Raw genomic sequence first — 17,811 nt, forward strand, 5'->3', positions numbered from 1 at the left:
CCGTCATCACACATAGGGAGCCAGGATTCCGGCAAACTCCTCTCCCATCTGGAGGGATTCCTCAATAGACGGAACCGGGTGCGCAATCATGGTCAAAGTCTCCCGGTAAGTATCAATGAAATCAGGGTCAGCATAAATCTGAGCCAGCAGACTGTTGAATGCCCCGCAGACTTCGGATGGAGTTCCCTTGGGCGCCAGGACTACCATGGGCTGTGCCGCAAAAGAGAAATCCACGCCCTGCTCTTTGAAGGTGGGCACATCGGGAGCCAGTTCAAACCTCTCGTCTCCATCAATGGCGATAAACCGGAAATCACCAGAATCCACATATGCCTGAGAAGAAAGCACGTTAGTAATGATGAAGTCAACCTGCCCACCAAGCAACGCAGTATTCCTCTCAGCTGTTGTACCGCAATCCACATAGTAGAGGTCGATACCCACTGCATCAGCCAGAGCCTTAGAGAACATATAGGGCTGACCAGAGAGCGTAATCCCGCCGGTGACACTGGACGGATCGTTTTTGGCTGCATCCAGAAGATCGTTGATCGTCTGATAGGGGGAATCGGCCTGTACCGCAATCACAGTATTGAAGTCGCCCTCAATAAACGCGACCATCTCATAGTCGTTCCAGTCATAGTCAAGGGTCCCATCGAGCTCACTGGTAAAAATAGTGGTGGTGCCCATGATAAAATCATACCCATCGGTGGTGCCCTGATGTATCATTTCATACCCTGTCAGCCCCGTGATATTGTTGACAACAAAAGGCTGCCCTGTCATGCGTGTGAAGTATTCGTTGATTGTCCTGAGAATAAGGTCGGTGCCACCGCCGGCAGAGGCGGGGCAAATCACATTTACCGGCTGTTTCGGCCAATCGCCAGAACTCTGGACACCGGATCCATTACCCCCACTGCCCGACACTGAGGAACTAGGATTTTGACCACATCCGGTCAGCAGAACTACGCAGGTCATAGCCAGGGCCAACATACGTGCAAACATCTTTTTCATTGATTATTCTCCTTTTTTAATATGTTTGTGCCGCTTACGGCTGGTATACGCTGTCAATGATCTCGTACCCCTTTTCCTCCAGGGACTTCTCCACCCAGCCACGCTTGGCGGTGCCGTCCTTGGCGGCGGCCAACTTAGTCTCGTCGGCGGCCTGGAACTTTCGGGCATCCTCCAGAATGACGGGGGCATCCTTCCGCGGGATCACGATGACACCGTCAGGGTCGGCCAGGATGATATCACCGGGATTGACGCTCACCCCGCCGCAGGCGATGGGGACGTTGATCTCGCCGGGGCCCTCCTTATAGGGGCCGCCGGGGGTGGTGCCGGTGCAGTACACGGGGAAGTCCCACTTGCCGATCTCGTCAATGTCGCGGATAGGGCCGTCCAGCACGATACCGGCGATCTTCTTGGTGTACCGCAGATAGGCCATCATGATCTCGCCGATCAGAGCCCGGGTGTCGTCTTCCTCGTTGGACACCACCAGCACGTCCCCCTCGTGGCAGAAGTTCAGGGCGGCGTGGAGGGTCAGGTTGTCCCCCGCTCGGCACTTGACGGTGTAGGCGGGGCCGGCCATCATCTGGGCCTTGGGGCTGCTCACCAGGCGGATGCGGGGGTTCATGGCACAGCTACGGCCCATCACGTCGGCGGTGTTGGAGGCGGGGATGGACTTAAAAGCCTCCACCAGTTCCGGGGCGGGCAGCTCCCGCTGCAGATAGATCCTCTTTCCTACGCTCATGTCGATTTTCTCCTTTCAGTAATGTTCTTGTTTTATTTCTGAATCAGGTCACGCAGCTCGGGCACCACAAATTTTGGAGTGCGGCCGGAGAAGAAATCGTCGATAGCCTGGGCACAGGCCACGGAGGAGCGGCTAGAGGCCTCCTTGGTGGCACCGCCGATATGGGGAGCGGTGAGCACGTTGTCCATGGCCACCAGGGGGTTAGACGGGTCGATGGGCTCCTGCTCCAGCACGTCCAAGCCTGCCCCGGCGATTTTTTCCTCTTGAAGTGCCCGGTACAAGGCTGCCTCGTCCACGATGCTCCCCCGGGCGGCGTTGATGAGATAAGCGGTGGGCTTCATCAGGCCGAACTCCCGGTCACTGACGGAGTGGACGGTCTCAGTTGTGGCAGGCACATGGAGGGAGACGTAGTCGCTACGCTTGAATATCTCGTCCCGGTCCTCCACCATCCGAATATAATCAGGCAGGCCGGCGCCCTTGGCAAAGGGATCATAGGCCAGCACCGTCATATCAAAACCCAGGGCAGCCTTTTGGGCCACCAGCTTGCCGATGTTGCCCAGGCCCACCAGACCCAGGGTCTTGCCCTCCAGCTCCGTCTTGGGGACGCCCATCTTGGCCTGGCGGTAGTCCTGCAGATACAGGTTCTGGACCTTTTTGAAGTTCCGGGAACAGTAGAGCATGTAGAAGATGGTCAGTTCCGCCACCGAGATAGCGTTGGCTCCGCCGGCGGTACATACCAGCACTCCGTGCTCCCGGGCGGCCGCCAGGTCCACCCCGTCATAACCTGCCCCGTGGCGGGCCAGGATCTTCAGCTTGGGGGCCGCGTCAAAGATCTGCCTGGTAATTCGAGCGGTTCGGACAATAAGTGCATCGCAATCCCTGATATCGGTGATGATGTCCTCCTCGGTAAATCCTCTGCCGTCCACCGCCTCATAGCCATGCTTCCGCAGATATTCATAGCCCGCCGGCAGAATGGGCTGGGGGATCAGCACACGGGTCGCCATAAACATTCCTCACTCTCTATCGATGTTTATTTTTCACAAAAAATGTTGTGCTCTTTTCGAATTCATGGTAATATGGACTAACCCAAAAAGCAAACAGAGATTTTTTCACTTTTCAACAAAATAATTTTGTAGAAGAGGAGGGGCCCATGGATCTGATCAGTCTTCACTACTTTCAGGAGCTGTCCAAAGACCTGAACATGACCAAGACCGCCGAACGACTCTACATATCCCAGCAGACCCTCAGCAACCACATTCAGCGCCTGGAGCAGTACTACAATGCACCTCTTTTTTATCGGAAGCCCTCCCTATCGCTCACCTGTGCCGGGGAGTTCGTGCTGGGCTTTGCCCAGGTGATGGAGAAGGAGGAACGCAACCTGAAGGACATCCTCTCCGACATCGAGCGCCAGGAGCGTGGCACCCTGCGGGTGGGGGCAAGCACGGTAAGGAGTATTCAGCTCCTGCCTCAGATCCTTCCGGATTTTCACAAAAAATATCCCCGGGTATCTGTCTCCTATGAGGATGGGCGGGCCTTCCAGTTGGAGAAAAAGATCCTCAATGGAGAATTGGACTTTGCCATCGCCTTCTCAAAGGAGTACCACCCCGATTTGATTGAGCACGAGTTCCTGCAGGACCCGGTTTACCTTTGCGTTCCGGAAGGATTGCTTCAGCAGTACTACAGCCCGGAGGAGATACAGGCCGTCAAGGCTCGGGCCACAGAGGACGTCGGTCTGGAAGATTTCGCCCGGCTCCCCTTTTCCATGATGGATACCCGGCTGGGTAGGTTGCTCCAGGAGCGGTTCAAACGTGCCGGAATCCGGCCCAATGTGTTTTTCACCAGCCCCTCCTCTTCCCAGATCATGCCGCTCTGTGCCATGGGTGTTACCGCTTGCTTTGCAACTCATATGGCCCTGTTAAGCCATCTGGATCAGCTGGGGACTGGAGTGAACATCTTCCCATTGTTGGAGGGAAATGGACCTATGACACAGTCCCTATCTCTTTTGCGCCACCGGCAACGGTATCTCACCCACTTTTCAAAATATTTCATGGAGCTGTTGTTCGAGACGACCGCCCGCATGGAACAGGTCCAAATCGCTCATATTGTTTAGCGGGGGATCCTGCTTGGTTATGCGGCACTGCCCCGCATAGTGATGATGACTTACCGTATCCTGGACAGTATCCGTCAGATCGCCATGAAGGGAGAGTTCAACGAGTTTGACCTAAATGTGTTTTTCTCTGCCAAAGGCACAGACGCTCGCTTTGTCTATGAAAATGAGGTGCAGAAGTGGCTGGATCTGATTCGGGGTGCTTATCTGGAAACCTGGGTGGATGATTTGAAGCTAGGAGATAAGAAGCTCGCCATGCCGTATGCCGATGTACGCTTGCTGAATGTGTTGCAGCATACACTTTGGTTTCTGCCCAATGTAGCTTCCTGCTATGCGATGAAAAATCTGCTGATGCAGAAGCAAAACACCTTCTATCATGATTACACCATCAATGTCTGCGCCGGTACAGGAGCCGGTGCAAAAATCCATGCGTGACCCGTTGGAGAGTAAGACAATCTCCCTCTCCTGTGGCAAGCTAACAACGGGTGTTACAGTCAAGCCGTGGACGGGGATTTCTATGTTGCGGAACCTGCCCAGCCCGAAAACCTATTTTCAGGCAGCGTTCCGGGTGCAAAGCCTGTGGGAGATTACAACAGACGACGGGAAAAAGGAAATTGTCAAGCAGGAATGTTATGTGTTTGACTTTGCGCTTGACCGGACGCTCAAGCAGATTTCCGATTACAGTTGCCGTCTAAACATTGACGAAGGTAACCCGGAAAAGAAATCGGCGGAGTTTATCAATTTCCTTCCAGTCATTGCCTATGATGGTAGCACCATGCAGCAGGTTGATGCAGGTGAGATTCTGGACATTGCTATGGCAGGTACCTGCCACCCTGCTTGCCAAACGTTGGGAAAGTGCGTTGCTTGTCAATGTGGATAACGATACTTTTTCCCGTTTGATGGCAAATCCGGCGGCGATGGATGCTTTGATGAAAATTGAGGGGTTTCGTAGTCTGAACGAGGATATAAAGACCATTATCAATAAGTCCGAAGCCGTTAAAAAGGCAAAGAAAGAAAGTACAGAAAAACTCACTTCAAAAGAGAAAAATGAGCTGAGTGAGGAAGAAAAAGAGTATAAATCCAAACGCAAACAGATTCAGGAGAACTGATTAAGTTCGCCACCCGCATTCCGGGTTTCATGTATCTGACCGAGTACCGGGAACGCTCTTTGAAGGATGCTATCACGTAGCTGGAACCGGGGCTTTTTAAGAAAGTAACAGGTCTGGATGTTAAAGCTTTTGAATTATTGGTGTCTCTCGGTGTATTCAATGATTCGCTGATGAACGATGCCGTTTATAAGTTCAAGAGATACGAAGATACCAGCTTGAGCTATACTGGCATTAGCCGGCATGAAGGCGAGAACCGTGGCGGTTGGGATACTGTTATCATGGATGCTGACTATAACAGTATGTTCGCTCTGCAACAGGCTTTGATAGAAGTACCAATTCCTTCGGCAGATGATTTGCCGGAAAAGCCATTTCTGGATTTTGCGGAAGCTGTCCGGGATATGGATCAGCCCAAAAAGTAAAAGCCGCACCAGACCGCAGCTGTACCAACCCCGGTACAGCCTGTGCCGCAAAAGCAGGTGGATCTGTCCCGTGTTACAGTTGGTAGTCAGCTTCGGCATAAGGCGTTCGGCATGAGGACGGTCAAAGAAGTCTAAGGCGGCATGATAATTGTACTCTTTGGCGAGACAGAGAAAAAGTTTCAGTTTCCAGGTGCGTTACTGCAGGGCTTCCTGAATTTTCCGAAATGATTCTACAACAAATATGTGCACACAGAAAATTGCCAAGAATAATTTGCTATGTAATTTAATACCCACATATCGCACAAATTGAATACGGCCTTTCATCCGGTACATAGACAACCAACACAAGAACCTCAGCGAGAGCAAGGCTCCCGCTGGGGTCGGTGCGTCTATGTACCGGCTTCTTTTTTGCTCTTTTAGACCGGCTGAAAGGAGGGCAGTTCACCCCCGGCCACGGCAGAAAGAGAAGCCGCCTGACCCCTGTCTTGTGGGGTAGAGAGCATAGCTTTTGTGTTGCCGGGGGCGCCCCAAAAGCGGGCGGCGCTTTGCGCCGAAATGGGCTCCGCCCCTGTAACCCCGGTCAGAAAGGAGCGGCTCAACATGACCTACAGAAAGAGAACAACAGCCATCCAGGTGCGGGTGACTGAACAGGAAAAGAGAAAGCTGGAACGTCAAGCCAAGCGGTGCGGCCTGTCCCTGTCCGGGTATCTCCGGCGGGTAGGCACTGGGGAGCCTGTGGCGGCTTTTCACAGCCAACGATTCCATGAACTCTACCGGCAGGTCAACGGCCTGCGGGATGATCCCACTACCCAGCCCATGGAGCGGACAGCGGCCCAACTGGACGAGTTGGCGGGTCTGATCCTGACGGCCTACACCAGCGGGGGTGTGGACGATGGCGACCACTAAAATCTGGCCCGCCAAGGACAGCCTTGCCCGTGTGGTGGACTACGCCCAAAACCCGGAGAAAACCACTTACTTGGATTTGCGGAATGTTCTCCACTACGCCGCGAACGAAGAAAAAACCGTTGAGAGGACGGAACGGGCCATGTTCGTCACCGGCGTAAACTGTAACCGGGACACCGCCTTTCAGGAGATGCAGGCGGTCAAGGAGCGGTTTGGCCTGCAAGAGAAAAAGGCGCTGACCGCCAAACGCAGGAACTGGACAAGGCCAAACAGCGGGTGACGGAAATTGACCAGCTTATCCAGAAAAGCTACGAGGACATGACCAAGGGCCTGTCCAAGGAACGGTTCTCCACGCTGACGGTATCGCTGGAAACCGAGCAGACGCAGTTGAAAGCGGCTATCCCGGAGATGGAAGCCATCCTGGATGCTACCGCCGCCGATTTTCAGCGTTTCATTGAGAGGGCCAGACAGGTGACCCGACTGACGGAGCTGACGCCTGAGATCGTCCATGAGTTTATTGAGAAGATCGTGGTATCCAAGCCGGAGAAATTGGACGGCAAGCGGCATCAGACAGTGGATATCCACTACAATACCATTGGCCTGTGGACAGAACCCGACCCGGAAACGCTGGAACAGGAATAGATGGCTTATTACCGAGCCATGCGGAAGCGCAAGAAAAAGACGGCATAGCAACTGCCACGCCGTCCTAATCAAATGATTTTCACTTACAAGTACCCAGATACGGGGCAACTTCCTTATGGGAGTTGCCCCGTATCGCCTGCGCGGTCTTTTTGTGCCCTTGCCCCAAAAGACGGCATCCGTCCAGTCCCTCACACCAACATTCATGTGACCGTTTATTAATATTGACGCGTCCCCTTTTCAAAGCCGGTAGCCGCATCTCTCTTTATCGTATCAGTGTCCGGGGGCAGTATGCCGTCCCTGCCAGCGGGAGAGGGTGCTGGATTACAGAAGACCCCGCTCCTGACAGAAAGCCATAATATCCCCCACATAGTCCTCCCTGCACTTAATGGGAAGGTCAACATGGTCCACCCCCTGGTGGAGTACCAGCTTGGAGCCTTTCAGGGCCCTGAGAGTACGGAGCATCAGTTCGGGGCTGCTGATGTTGTCCTCGGTCCCGCCCATCATAATGGTGGGGACAGTGATGCGGCCCAGCACCTGGGCAAGCTCCTCCTCTGTCTGAACTTTTGCAAAGGGTTTCCGGGGATTGAGAACAGCGGACTGGGCGGGCATGTTGGTCCAAAACTCCACAGTCTGCTCTACCGCTTTTTTGGCCTCTCCGCCGATGACGGGGTCAGACTCCAGAGGAACAAACGCCTTGGCACAGTAAGAGGCCTGCTTTTCCGCATAGGGGACCCAGGTCTCCCGGCTTTTCGCTGCGTTGATGGTGTCCATGCGGGCAGAGCCGGTTGGCTTGCCGTCCTTGAGATGGGGACCACTCCCGCTGGCAAAAAAGCCCCGCAGGCGGTCCGGGTGGTTCATGCACAGATGCCAGCCAATGCCGGCACCGTGGGAGTGGCCGGTGTAAAAAAATTTTTCTATCCCCATGGCATCGGCAAAATCCACTACGTCCTGAGCCCATACGTCATACCAGTCGTCTCCCAGGTCCTCTGTGACCATGGAGGAGGGGGCATAGCCCCGAATTCGGATGATGAAGGCATGAAAGCCGCAGCGGTCCGCCAGATCCTTGGTATAGTAGATATGGCTGTTGACAAACTGCTGCGCCTGGATGAGATAGCGGTCTCCCCGACCGAATTCTTCATAGTAGAGTGAAACATGGTTCAGATTCAGAATGGGCATAAAAGGTTCCTCCTCAGTTTGCAGATTGACGTTTTCCCTCGATTTGATGATCTGGATAGGGCCAGGGCCGCATGGGAATGCGGCGGCGGCAGTGGCTCATTCGCTCCATGTTGGATTCTACAACAAGGCTGAGACGCTGGCCGTTGAAACGGCAGTAAAATGTATTGTAGTCCATCCAATCTGTGGAGCGGACCTGAAAGATGAAGCAGAAATCAGAGGCCCAGCCACCGCTGACCCAGTGCCGGACCGGACCCGTGTGAAACATCATGTTCAGCCGTTCGTTTTCCCTGGGCATGGAAAGAAAGGCATCATTGGCGATCCAATCCCCATGGAGACCGACCTGAAGAGTACAGGATTCCTGATCCGTTTCCAGGGAAATATGGGGCTGTCCCTCCCGCAGGGACAGAGAGAGGGTGCGCAGATGCCAGGGGTTCTCCTCCAGCACATAGACGCAGCCGTAGTAGTCGTCCAGAAAGCTGGGCTGTGCCGCTGTGCGCGGAGCGCAGGACCAATGGGACAGATAGGACTTGAGACGGGCGGATTCTCCATGGTCGGGGACGGCTTGGGGCTGTATGGCTGAATAGAGGGTATCCCAGAGGACGGCAGGGATCAGACCGCTGTCCTCCTCAATGGCGTTGCAGACGATGGCCATTTCCTTGTCCGGGAACAGAAAACCGAACTGACTGCGGCCGCCGTCCAGGCGGGCTCCCTCCCGGGCGTTGCGCCAGAGCTGGAAGCCGTAGCCTGCCAGCTGGTCGCTGTGCATGAAGGAGATAGAGGAGCAGCGCCGGGTAGGGACCTGGAAGGAGACAGCTGCCCGCACCAGTCGGGCGTCCAGCAGCTGTTGTCCATTCCAATTGCCCTCCTGAAGATAGAACAGGGAGAGCTTGGCGAAACCTTCCGCAGTACACATGGTGCGGGAGCCCTCCAGCTCCCCGCGCTGGGTCTGTTCCACAGTGCAGTAGATGCCCAGGGGCTCCAGAAAGCGGGGGAGCAGGAAGTCCAGATAGTTGATGCCGGAGACTTTCTTCACGATCAGGCCCAAGATGTGGGGGACACCGTTGTTGTAGAGAAAATGGGTGCCGGGTTCAAAGTCCAGAGGCTCCTCCAGAAAGGCGCGGACGCTGTTGGTGCTGTTGAGCACCGGTCGGAAGGTGTCCCGATCATGGCCGGTGGTCATGGTCAGGAGATGGTAGACGGTGATGGATTCCATCCTGGGGGTGACTGTTTCGGGCAGATCTTCCGGAAAAAGCTGAGTCAGGCGTGTCTTCAGTGAGACTAGTCCTTCCTGAATGGCGAACAGAACAGCTAGGCCGGTGAGGGCCTTGGCAGCGGAATAGATGCGCCGGGGGGTGTCGCCCTGATAGGGACGGCGGTTGGCACCCAGCAGTTGAAAGCCGTTGCGGAAGATGTACAGACTGTGGAGATCGACATCCAGGCGGTCCAGCTCGGTCAGAAACTGCAGGATCGCACCGCTGGGAACGCCCTGGGAATCAGGGGAGGCGGTATGGAAGCGGCCTTCCAAATAGGGGACATAGTGCAAGGTGGTCCCCCTCCTTTCTGCGGCTGTCTGTCGTTAACCGACCAGACGAAAGCCGCCTAGAATTGCGACAAAAACAAGAACTGCGGAAAAAATGGGGGCGAGGATGGTCTGCTGCCGGATCAGCCTGCGGCGGAGGGACTCATCACTGCAGCCGGTGAGCACGGCGGCGCCCCCCTGGGAAAAGGGGCTGATGCTGCTGGCGGTCAGGCCCATCTGCATCCCGCAGTAAATGGTCCCCACTGGCATACCGGAGGCAGAGGACAGGGCGGAAAGCAGAGGAAGCATCATGGGAACCACCACGCCGCCTGAGACGAAAAAGCTGAGCACACACATGACCAGCACTACCCCAGGCAGGATCCAATGGGCGGGGATGGTGTTCTGGAGCAGATCGGACAGATAGCTGACGACCCCCATGGAGTTGGCCAGGGCCATGTACATGCCGGTCAGGGAGAGCATCAGCAGGGTGTCCCAGGGGATGCGCGTCTGAACTACGCGGTGATAATCCGCAGTTTTCAGAAGCACGTTCAGCGTGATGCCGATGACCGCAAGAAACTGAAAGCTGCAGTAGGTGCTGATCCACTGGGTCACAGGATTGGGGAACAGCAGCTGGACTGCGGCAGGCACCACGATCATAGCGATGATGCCGAGGATGATAAAGAGCGTCTGCCGCTGCCCAGTATCAAACGGGGCCGGTCTGGTGAGAGAGACCGCCGAGGATCTGACCCGCCAGCCCCTCAGGAGAACAAACATTGCCACATACAGAATGGTGTAAAATATTCCGCGGAAGGTAAAGAAGTCCACCACATATCCCGAGGAAGTGGAGAGATCGAAGTAGATCTCCAGCTGTCCCACATTGGTAGCATACCCGGAGGTCCAGGGCATGCTGCCACCCACCATGGAGGAGGTCCAAAGCGCCACGGATACCAGGAGCGGATCGATGCCCGCCTGGAGAGCCAAACTGAAGCAGATGGCAGACATGAAGAAGGGAGCGGCCCCACCAGCACCCAGACCGGCCACAATGGCGGACACGCCGAAAAACAACAGACCCAGAAGCCAGCCTGCCCCCCGGCAGGAGTAGAGCAGATGTTCCGCCACTTTTTTCAGTGTCCCGTTTTCCTGGGCAAAGCCGAAGAGAAATGTGGCCACCATAAAGTTAAAAAACAGGGGCACTGGAAAGAGGGCGACCACGCCGCCGGGGGTCAGACCGCCTGCTGTGGTGCCCAGCAGAAAGGCAAAGCTGAGCGAGATCAGGCCAATGTTGATGTTCAGCCTGGTCCCCAGGATTAGGGCAAGCACGATAAAAACAAAAAACAGGATCGTATTGAGCAAGCTTACATCCCCTTTCGCTCCAGCATCCGATACAAGGTGGCGCGGCTGATGCCCAGCAGTTCGGCGGCCCGGAGCTTGTTGCCGCCGCTGAGGGCCAGGGCTTCCTCCAGCGTATAGCGGCTGCGGAGGCTCCCACCGGCGGCGGAAAGCCCCCTGTTTTCCTGAATATAGGTCTCCACCAGCTCCGGACCGATCTCATCGGAGTCGCTGATGACGCTGACCCGGCGCACCATGTTCTGGAGTTCCCGGATGTTTCCGGGCCAGTCATAACGGAGCATGGCGGCTTTGGCTTGGCTGCTGAAGCGGAGATAGCGTCCCGCCCGCTCCGAGGTCTCGGAGAGAAAGGCGTCGGCCAGCAGGATAATGTCCCCCTGGCGCTGGCGCAGAGGCGGGATACACAGTCCCAGCACATTGATGCGGAAGTACAGATCTGCCCGGAAGGTGCCCTCCCGGACCATAGAGACCAAATCACGGTTGGTGGCAGCAATAATGCGGATGTCAATGGGAATGGGAGTCTCAGCACCAATGCGGCGGATGCTGTGCTCCTGCAGGACACGCAGCAGCTTGCCCTGCATGGAGGGAGAGATCTCACCGATCTCATCCAGAAAAATAGTTCCGGTATGAGCACACTCGAACAGGCCCCGCTTGCCGTCCCGGCTGGCTCCGGTAAAGGCTCCCTTTACATAGCCGAACAACTCACTTTCCAGAATGCTTTCTGGGAGGGAGGCGCAGTTGACAGCCACAAATGGCATGTCCCGCCGGCGGCTGGCCCGATGAATTCCCTGAGCAAACATTTCCTTGCCTACACCCGTCTCCCCCTGGATGAGCACAGTCTCGTCCACCTTGGAGTAGCGCAGGGCCAGCCTGAGCGCCTGCGTCATGCAGGGGCTGTTCCCCAGAATGTGGTCAAAGGAATAGACAGCCTGATTTTCCTTGGTGGTGAGCGTACGGCGGATACTGACCTCGGAGCTCATGACCGTGTTTACGTCCTGAAAGATGACCGACACACCCTCCAGCGTGCCGTCCCGCTTCCGCAGGATGGGCTCCGCATGGTAGAGAAAGATTCGGTCTTCCAGCTTGGCGATTTGATTAAGATAGGGACGGCGAGTAGAGATGACGTCAGCGATGCGGCTGAATTGGGGACAGACGTCATCCACAGAAAAGGCGACTGCATTGAGCTGGTCCAGCTTCAGATATTCGCTGGCCAGCCGATTCATCATCAGGATCTCACCCAGGCAGTCCACCGTAATGGCGGCATAGATGGAGGACTCCATCATGGGGGTCCCGGTCTCGGATTCATCCTGCCGCTTTTCCAGATAGGACTGGGCCAGAGAGATGGCCTTTCGGATCTCGGAATCCCGGGTCTTGATGAGTACAGTCGGGATCCCGTACTGCTTGGCGATCCTGGCCTGATAGTAGCCCCCCACCAGTACATCGATGTCCTGGACCTTCTCCAGCTCATGGGGGATCTTTTCCGGGGACACAGTAGGAAGCCATACCAGATCAATGGAGAGCAGGTCCCGGACATAAAACACATCCTTCAGAACTCGGCGGAAGCCAAAGATAGCGATGCGCTTTCCCAGCTTAGATGCCTCCAGCAGAGCGTCCATAACGTCCTCCGCCTGCAGATCCACCATAATTACGGGGACATCCACGCTCTGGCGCACGATTTTTGCAAACATGCCGAAGGCGATCAGAACTTTGGCGCCCTGGGCTACTTGGCTGCGGGATACCTCCTCAAGATCCTGGGTATTGGAGAGGACCACCTGGCAGTTGGCAGGGGATTCCCGCAAAATATTCTGGACCTTTTCGGCGGCCAGCAGGTCCGAGGCAATGAACGTAATGTCTGAGTGCATATCCCATCGCTCCTTTATTCGTTTCGGCGTTGCTCCGGGAGGGGGAGGACATACGCAGCTGAGCCGCCCCCAGGCCCGTGGGTGAAATATAACGATTATACCACAGCCCTGACCGAAATGTGGGGGAGCGAAACAGTCAGGCAGTCCTTTCCTGCTTTTCCAATCTGGACAAAATTACCACAGCCAGGGCAACGGCCAGGACCACAGGGACGACAAAGGCGGCAAAGCCCACACGGTAACCGAACACAGCGCACAGCACGCCGCCCACCGTGGAGGCCAGTGCAGAACCGATGTCCATGCCCAGGTAGTTGGTGGAATTTGCAGCGGCCTTCCGCTCCGCAGGAACGGTGCGCATAGAGATGGTCATCAGTACGGGAGAAATGCCATTCTGGCCGATTCCGATCAGGATACCGGAGATAATGAACCAGGTCAGATCCTGGGCAAAGGCGAGACACAGGAGGCCTGCAGAGAAGAACAGGCCTGCGGGGATCAGGGTGGCAATGGGTCCCTTCTTGTCGAGGAGAATGCCGAGGGCGGGGCGGGCGACCCAGCCCATGAGAGAGGCGGCGGTGGCAAACACGCCGATATTGGCGATCCCCAGCTCCTCCAGGGCAAAGGCAGCCATAAAGACGGTGATACCGGTCCGGGTGCCCTGAAAGGCCACATTGATGATCATGGGGGAGATGGCTTCCTTGGCAAACAGGTTGTTCAGCTTCAGGCCGCCGAACATGGACTGGCCGGGCAGGCGCGCTGGGACCTTGGTGGGGGCGGTGAAGCACACCAGCACCAGACCGAAGGCGGAGATGGCGGTAAAGACCAGCAGCATGGAGGCATAGCCCATGTACTCGGCCAGGGCAAAGGCCACAGGCTGGGAGACCGCAGAAGCGATCATCTGGGAAATCATGAAAAATCCCATGGCGGTCCCCAGATCCTCCCGGGGAACATACTCACTGACGATGACGGCGGTAATAGTGGAGATAAAAGTCCAGGATACGCCGTGGATAATTTTGGCCGGCACTGCAAAGGCGGAGTTGTCCATGCTCAGCGAATACATGAACACAGCCAGGGTCAGGGCCCCCACTGCAGCGATGTAGATCAGCTTTTTGTTGCCGCGGTCGGTAATAGGGGCAGAGAAGGGGCGGATGATGAAGGCGGCCCAGCTCATGGCGCTGGCAATGAGGCCGATAGTGGTCAGGTCCATGCCGGCCAGCCGCCAGCCTGCGCTGGTGACAGAGTTGGTCATAGAGTGGGTGATGCAGATGACCGTGTACGCCACAAAGAGCATAATAAAGTTCTTGTTGGCGATCTGGAAGAAGGTCTTCTTCTGCGGAACAGCATTACTCATTCAAATTTCCTCCCATTTTATAGTTTGTTTTGGAATTCCATAGATTAATACAAGCAAGTTCTGTGCCAACTTAATTTTATTAAAAATTACGGGAAAACGGCAGAAAAAAGGGGGTTTTTTAGAAATGATGCTGTCTCAAAAGTGTTTCATATCTGTCTCGCGATACAAAAAAGAGGACCATCAGCAAATTTGAAAGGCAGGAATATTTGGCTTGAACTGCCCGCTGCCCCGTACAGAAAAGAGAAGCTTGGTGCCAGAGCAAAAAAATGCCCCCGCTGTGTACACAGCGGGGGCATTTCGGAGAGAACTTATTCAATGGCAATGCGGTTTTGAGTGGGCAGGGTCTGCTGGTCCTTCTTGGGCAGGGTCAGCATCAGGATGCCGCTGTCATATTTGGCATTGATCTCCTCGGGCTGCACATCGCCCACATAGAAGCTGCGGCTGCAAGTGCCGCTGTACCGCTCCTGGCGGATGTAGCGGCCCTCCTGGTCCTTCTGGTCCCGGTCCAAGCCCTTGGCGGCCTGAATGGTCAGATAGCCGTTTTGCAGCTCCACGCTGATCTCATCCTTCTGGAAGCCGGGCAGGTCGATATCCACCTCGTAGTGGTCCCCGGTCTCCTTCACGTCGGTCTTCATCAGATTCTTGGCGTGCTTGCCGTATAGGGGATTCCGGGCGCCGAACAGGCTCTTCTCCCAAGGCTCATCAAAGAATTCATCCAACAGGTTCTCACCAAAAATGCTAGGCAACATAAGTCATTCCTCCATTCGCGATCCTTATTTCGTGCCTGCCGGGGGACCTCTCAGGTCCCCCTCTTTCTTGGTACGCCCTTAGTATAGCACTGAAATTAGCACTGTCAAGCAGAGAGTGCTAAAATTCATAAAGTGTTCACAAGATATTGCAAAAAAAGACATAAACAGAACGAAAATGGAAGAAATATTCCGAAAAAGTTGGGGTGGTCAGAGGGGAGGCAGGGGAAACCCCTGCCCCTGGGCGCGCTGGAGGCCAAGCTCCATCAGGCGGCGGTCCGTGTCCAGGGTGGCGGGATAGGGCCAGCGGGGCGCACAGCGCTGGAACTGACGCCAGGACAGCAGGGCGGCCTCCGGGTCCCGCTGGGCCAGCAGAGCCCAGAGGAACTCCATGCGGCTGGTGGAGGGGGTGAACTTCCGGGTAGCCTTGCAGTAATGGAGAAGGGCAGGGGTGCGGAGGGGGGCCAGCTCCTCCTGGGAGCGGCCCAGGAGCAGGGAGCAGGAGAGCAGATCCACCGTCAGGTCCCACCGCTGGATGTCCAGCAGGCCAGAGGGGACGTCCAGCAGGGTTCGGAAAGCGGCTTCCGCCCCGGACAGGTCCCCCTGGTCCATGAGCCGGCTGGGGAGGAAGGATAGGGCGGCGGCGGTAAAGGGGTCCTGGGGCTCCAGGTCCTGGGGGAGCTGGAACCAGCGGGCGGGCTGGTCCCGGAGGGGGATGCCCCGCTGGAGGAGGGCGTGGCACCGCAGCTGGAGGGCGAAGGTCCGGCGGGCCTGGGGGCTGCGGGAGAGCAGGTGCAGGTTGAAGCCGTCGTTGGCCACCCCGTCCATGGAGAGAGGGATGAGGTTGACGGCCCCCAGAAACAGGCCGGCAGCTGCAAAGATCAGCAGGAAGACCGGCCAGGGAAAGGGGAGGAGAAAGGCGGTCAGGGCCGCCGCCAGGGCGGAAAGCAGATTGGCCAAGCCGCCCCCAAGATTATAAAGCCGGAAGGGGACCTCGTCCCCGTCTGGGGGCTCCAGCAGGCACTGGCCGCCAGTGCCGGGGAGGTAGAAGCGGCGCAGGACCAGGCGGCCATTCTGGCGGAGCAGGGTGAAAGAGCCCACCCGGAAGGAGAGAAAGCGGTAGCCGGAGAGCAGGCCGCAGACCAGGTGACCGCCCTCGTGCAGGATGGCCTGGAGCCAGAAGGAGAGGATCAGGCAGGCCAGGGAGGGCAGCAGGACAGTCATTCCATAGGGGTCCAGAGCCCACATGAAGAAGTAGCCCCCTGCGGCCCCCAGAAGGGCGGCAGGGATAAGGACAGCCAGCTTCCGCCAGGGGACGGTGTGCCGCTTCAAACGATCAGTCCTTTCTGTTGTGACATGTCGAAAAAATACAAATAGGAGAGAAAAGCTCACCCCTCCGCCCAGTCCTCATAGGGCACAAAGGTAAATGAGATGTCCCAAGGCTGCTGGTGGTAGACCAGATAGACGATGTCTCCCTTGCCTGCCATCTCATTGGCGGTGAACTGGGGAAAGGGGACCAGGGGCAGGGTGATCTGGCTGGCGCCTCCGTCAGCCTGGGCGCGGGCGGTGTCCAGCCGATGGACCCAGACGGCAGCGTTGCAGGCATACACTGCCACCAGCAGGACCCCAGCGGCGGCAGCCGCCCGATTCAGGCGGGTGAGGGGCCGCAGGCCCTCTGCCCGGGCACGTCGGAAGAGCACTGACGCGGCCAGGCACAGAAACAGGTAGCTGGAGAAGAACATCCGGGCGTTCACCGGGGAGACCACCAGCATGGGGCCGGTGACCACCAGCAGGGAGGCCACCCAGAACCAGAGCTCCCGCCTGTCCGCGCCGCCCCGCCACTCGGCCGCCAGGATCAGCCAGAGCAGGGCCAGAGCCAGGCCCAGCCAAAGACATTCCTCCCGGTACAGGTCCCGCCGCTTCAGAACGACCAGAAGGCGGTCATAGCCGATGTAGAGGTGGAGGGGGAGGAGGAGGCAGGCCCACAGCCTCCAGCGGGGGCAGCCCTGCCGCCGTACCAGCCACAGCAGCAGGAGGCTGATGGTCAGGCAGAGGGGAATGGGGCGGAGGAGGACCTCGGTAAAGATGACAGGCAGGTTGTCCCGGGCCAGATCCAGCCCCACCCCCCGCAGGCCGCTGTCCACCTGAGCGAAGACGGAGTTGGTCATGCTCAGGGCCAGCCCGGCCCAGCTGCCTGCCAGCAGGGCGGCCCGGAGAGACGGGGCGGGCAGGAGGCCCCGGAGGGCGGGGACCAGTCCGGCCAGAGCCATAGCGGAGGAGAGGAGGACCAGATAGGCGGTATTGTGCTCGGTGAACAGACCGATGGACAGGGAGAGGAGCAGGACGAGGGGCCAGCGGTCCGGCCGCCCCTGGCGGAGCAGGAGAAGCAGGGGGAGCAGGAGCAGGGTGGGGGCCAGATAGTTGGCCCAGGCCGCAGACCAGCTGTACACCTGCTGCCAGATGCCCCAGGGGGCCCATACCACCAGGAAGAGGGCCAGGGCAAAGGATTCCCGGCCGCCTGCCGGCCCGCCCTGGAAGAAGCGGGAGAGGAGCAGGGTGAGTCCCAGCATCCCGCCCCCCAGGATCAGCACCCGGAGGGGCCAGAGGGGGGAAAACGCCAGCTTGCCCAGGATCAGCCCCAGCAGGTTGCCCAGATACCGGCCGTTGGATGGGACGCCCAGCACCACGCCCTCCTGGGGGATGGGGCGGACCAGCAGGAAGTCCTTCCAGGAGGCGAAGTCCCAGTAGATGAAGTAGCAGTCGTCGCACTCAGGGACGAAGAGGAGGGCGAGGAGCAGGAACAGGGCAGCGGAGAGCAGCACGTCCCAGCGCCGCCGGCGGGTGGTCATGGAGAGGCCTCCTTTCGGGGGATGAAAAAGCGGCCCCAGCCGCCGGTCA

At 57.3% G+C, this 17,811-nt stretch carries 19 protein-coding genes; 8 read left to right on the forward strand and 11 right to left on the reverse strand.

Annotated elements, in window-relative coordinates:
• Nucleotides 1-6: 6 nt before the first annotated feature.
• The 3 genes from L9O85_RS00485 to L9O85_RS00495 are packed head-to-tail and all read right to left on the reverse strand — an operon-like array spanning nt 7 to nt 2,742.
• Nucleotides 7-1,002 carry a tripartite tricarboxylate transporter substrate binding protein gene (locus L9O85_RS00485; protein WP_276756306.1) on the reverse strand — a complete coding sequence of 332 codons (996 nt, stop codon included), beginning with the start codon at nt 1,000-1,002 and terminating at the stop codon, nt 7-9.
• Between the two features lie 34 nt (nt 1,003-1,036).
• Nucleotides 1,037-1,738, reverse strand: coding sequence for an RraA family protein (locus tag L9O85_RS00490; RefSeq protein WP_276756308.1), 702 nt, complete (start codon nt 1,736-1,738; stop codon nt 1,037-1,039).
• A gap of 32 nt (nt 1,739-1,770) precedes the next feature.
• On the reverse strand, nt 1,771-2,742 hold the full coding sequence (locus L9O85_RS00495) for a hydroxyacid dehydrogenase (protein ID WP_276756310.1): 972 nt from the start codon (nt 2,740-2,742) through the stop codon (nt 1,771-1,773).
• A 146-nt stretch (nt 2,743-2,888) separates the two neighbouring features.
• On the opposite strand from L9O85_RS00495, the gene L9O85_RS00500 reads away from it, so the two are divergent.
• The 8 genes from L9O85_RS00500 (at nt 2,889) to L9O85_RS00535 (ending at nt 6,918) form a co-directional block, all read left to right on the forward strand.
• On the forward strand, nt 2,889-3,848 hold the full coding sequence (locus L9O85_RS00500; RefSeq protein ID WP_276756312.1) for a LysR family transcriptional regulator: 960 nt from the start codon (nt 2,889-2,891) through the stop codon (nt 3,846-3,848).
• Nucleotides 3,849-3,887: 39 nt separating this feature from the next.
• Entirely contained in the window at nt 3,888-4,280 is a 393-nt protein-coding gene (locus L9O85_RS00505; protein WP_301579168.1) for a hypothetical protein, read from the forward strand.
• Nucleotides 4,273-4,725: a hypothetical protein gene (locus L9O85_RS00510; RefSeq protein WP_276756316.1), complete on the forward strand. Its 453-nt coding sequence runs from the start codon at nt 4,273-4,275 to the stop codon at nt 4,723-4,725. The genes L9O85_RS00505 and L9O85_RS00510 overlap by 8 nt, the downstream gene beginning before the upstream one ends.
• Nucleotides 4,706-4,954, forward strand: a complete 249-nt coding sequence (locus tag L9O85_RS00515) for a hypothetical protein (RefSeq protein WP_276756317.1) — start codon at nt 4,706-4,708, stop codon at nt 4,952-4,954. The genes L9O85_RS00510 and L9O85_RS00515 overlap by 20 nt, the downstream gene beginning before the upstream one ends.
• A gap of 170 nt (nt 4,955-5,124) precedes the next feature.
• A complete protein-coding gene (locus tag L9O85_RS00520; RefSeq protein WP_276756319.1) occupies nt 5,125-5,373 on the forward strand; it encodes a hypothetical protein in 249 nt (82 codons plus the stop codon).
• A gap of 600 nt (nt 5,374-5,973) precedes the next feature.
• On the forward strand, nt 5,974-6,279 hold the full coding sequence (locus L9O85_RS00525; RefSeq protein ID WP_276756321.1) for a plasmid mobilization protein: 306 nt from the start codon (nt 5,974-5,976) through the stop codon (nt 6,277-6,279).
• Nucleotides 6,266-6,556, forward strand: coding sequence for a hypothetical protein (locus L9O85_RS00530; protein WP_276756323.1), 291 nt, complete (start codon nt 6,266-6,268; stop codon nt 6,554-6,556). The genes L9O85_RS00525 and L9O85_RS00530 overlap by 14 nt, the downstream gene beginning before the upstream one ends.
• Nucleotides 6,553-6,918: a DUF4368 domain-containing protein gene (locus L9O85_RS00535; RefSeq protein WP_301579170.1), complete on the forward strand. Its 366-nt coding sequence runs from the start codon at nt 6,553-6,555 to the stop codon at nt 6,916-6,918. Before L9O85_RS00530 ends, L9O85_RS00535 begins: the two co-directional genes overlap by 4 nt.
• Nucleotides 6,919-7,239: 321 nt before the next feature.
• Here L9O85_RS00535 and L9O85_RS00540 read toward each other — a convergent pair whose 3' ends face one another.
• The 8 genes from L9O85_RS00540 to L9O85_RS00575 form a co-directional block, all read right to left on the reverse strand.
• Complete coding sequence (locus L9O85_RS00540) at nt 7,240-8,094, reverse strand: alpha/beta fold hydrolase (protein ID WP_050622531.1); 855 nt, start codon at nt 8,092-8,094, stop codon at nt 7,240-7,242.
• Nucleotides 8,095-8,107: 13 nt separating this feature from the next.
• Nucleotides 8,108-9,637, reverse strand: coding sequence for a serine hydrolase domain-containing protein (locus tag L9O85_RS00545; RefSeq protein ID WP_256181828.1), 1,530 nt, complete (start codon nt 9,635-9,637; stop codon nt 8,108-8,110).
• A 33-nt stretch (nt 9,638-9,670) separates the two neighbouring features.
• Entirely contained in the window at nt 9,671-10,966 is a 1,296-nt protein-coding gene (locus L9O85_RS00550; protein WP_050622529.1) for an SLC13 family permease, read from the reverse strand.
• A gap of 2 nt (nt 10,967-10,968) precedes the next feature.
• Nucleotides 10,969-12,822 (reverse strand): sigma 54-interacting transcriptional regulator, encoded by a 1,854-nt coding sequence (locus L9O85_RS00555; RefSeq protein WP_108980107.1) that lies wholly within the window; start codon nt 12,820-12,822, stop codon nt 10,969-10,971.
• A 136-nt stretch (nt 12,823-12,958) separates the two neighbouring features.
• Nucleotides 12,959-14,167 carry an MFS transporter gene (locus L9O85_RS00560; protein ID WP_050622527.1) on the reverse strand — a complete coding sequence of 403 codons (1,209 nt, stop codon included), beginning with the start codon at nt 14,165-14,167 and terminating at the stop codon, nt 12,959-12,961.
• A 308-nt stretch (nt 14,168-14,475) separates the two neighbouring features.
• Nucleotides 14,476-14,916: an Hsp20/alpha crystallin family protein gene (locus L9O85_RS00565; RefSeq protein ID WP_050622526.1), complete on the reverse strand. Its 441-nt coding sequence runs from the start codon at nt 14,914-14,916 to the stop codon at nt 14,476-14,478.
• Nucleotides 14,917-15,123: 207 nt separating this feature from the next.
• Nucleotides 15,124-16,245 carry a hypothetical protein gene (locus tag L9O85_RS00570; protein WP_050622525.1) on the reverse strand — a complete coding sequence of 374 codons (1,122 nt, stop codon included), beginning with the start codon at nt 16,243-16,245 and terminating at the stop codon, nt 15,124-15,126.
• 56 nt (nt 16,246-16,301) lie between these two features.
• Entirely contained in the window at nt 16,302-17,762 is a 1,461-nt protein-coding gene (locus tag L9O85_RS00575; protein WP_050622524.1) for a hypothetical protein, read from the reverse strand.
• Nucleotides 17,763-17,811 lie beyond the last annotated feature (49 nt).

Source organism: Lawsonibacter asaccharolyticus, from assembly GCF_022453915.1.
Classification (GTDB): Bacteria; Bacillota; Clostridia; order Oscillospirales; family Oscillospiraceae; genus Lawsonibacter; species Lawsonibacter asaccharolyticus.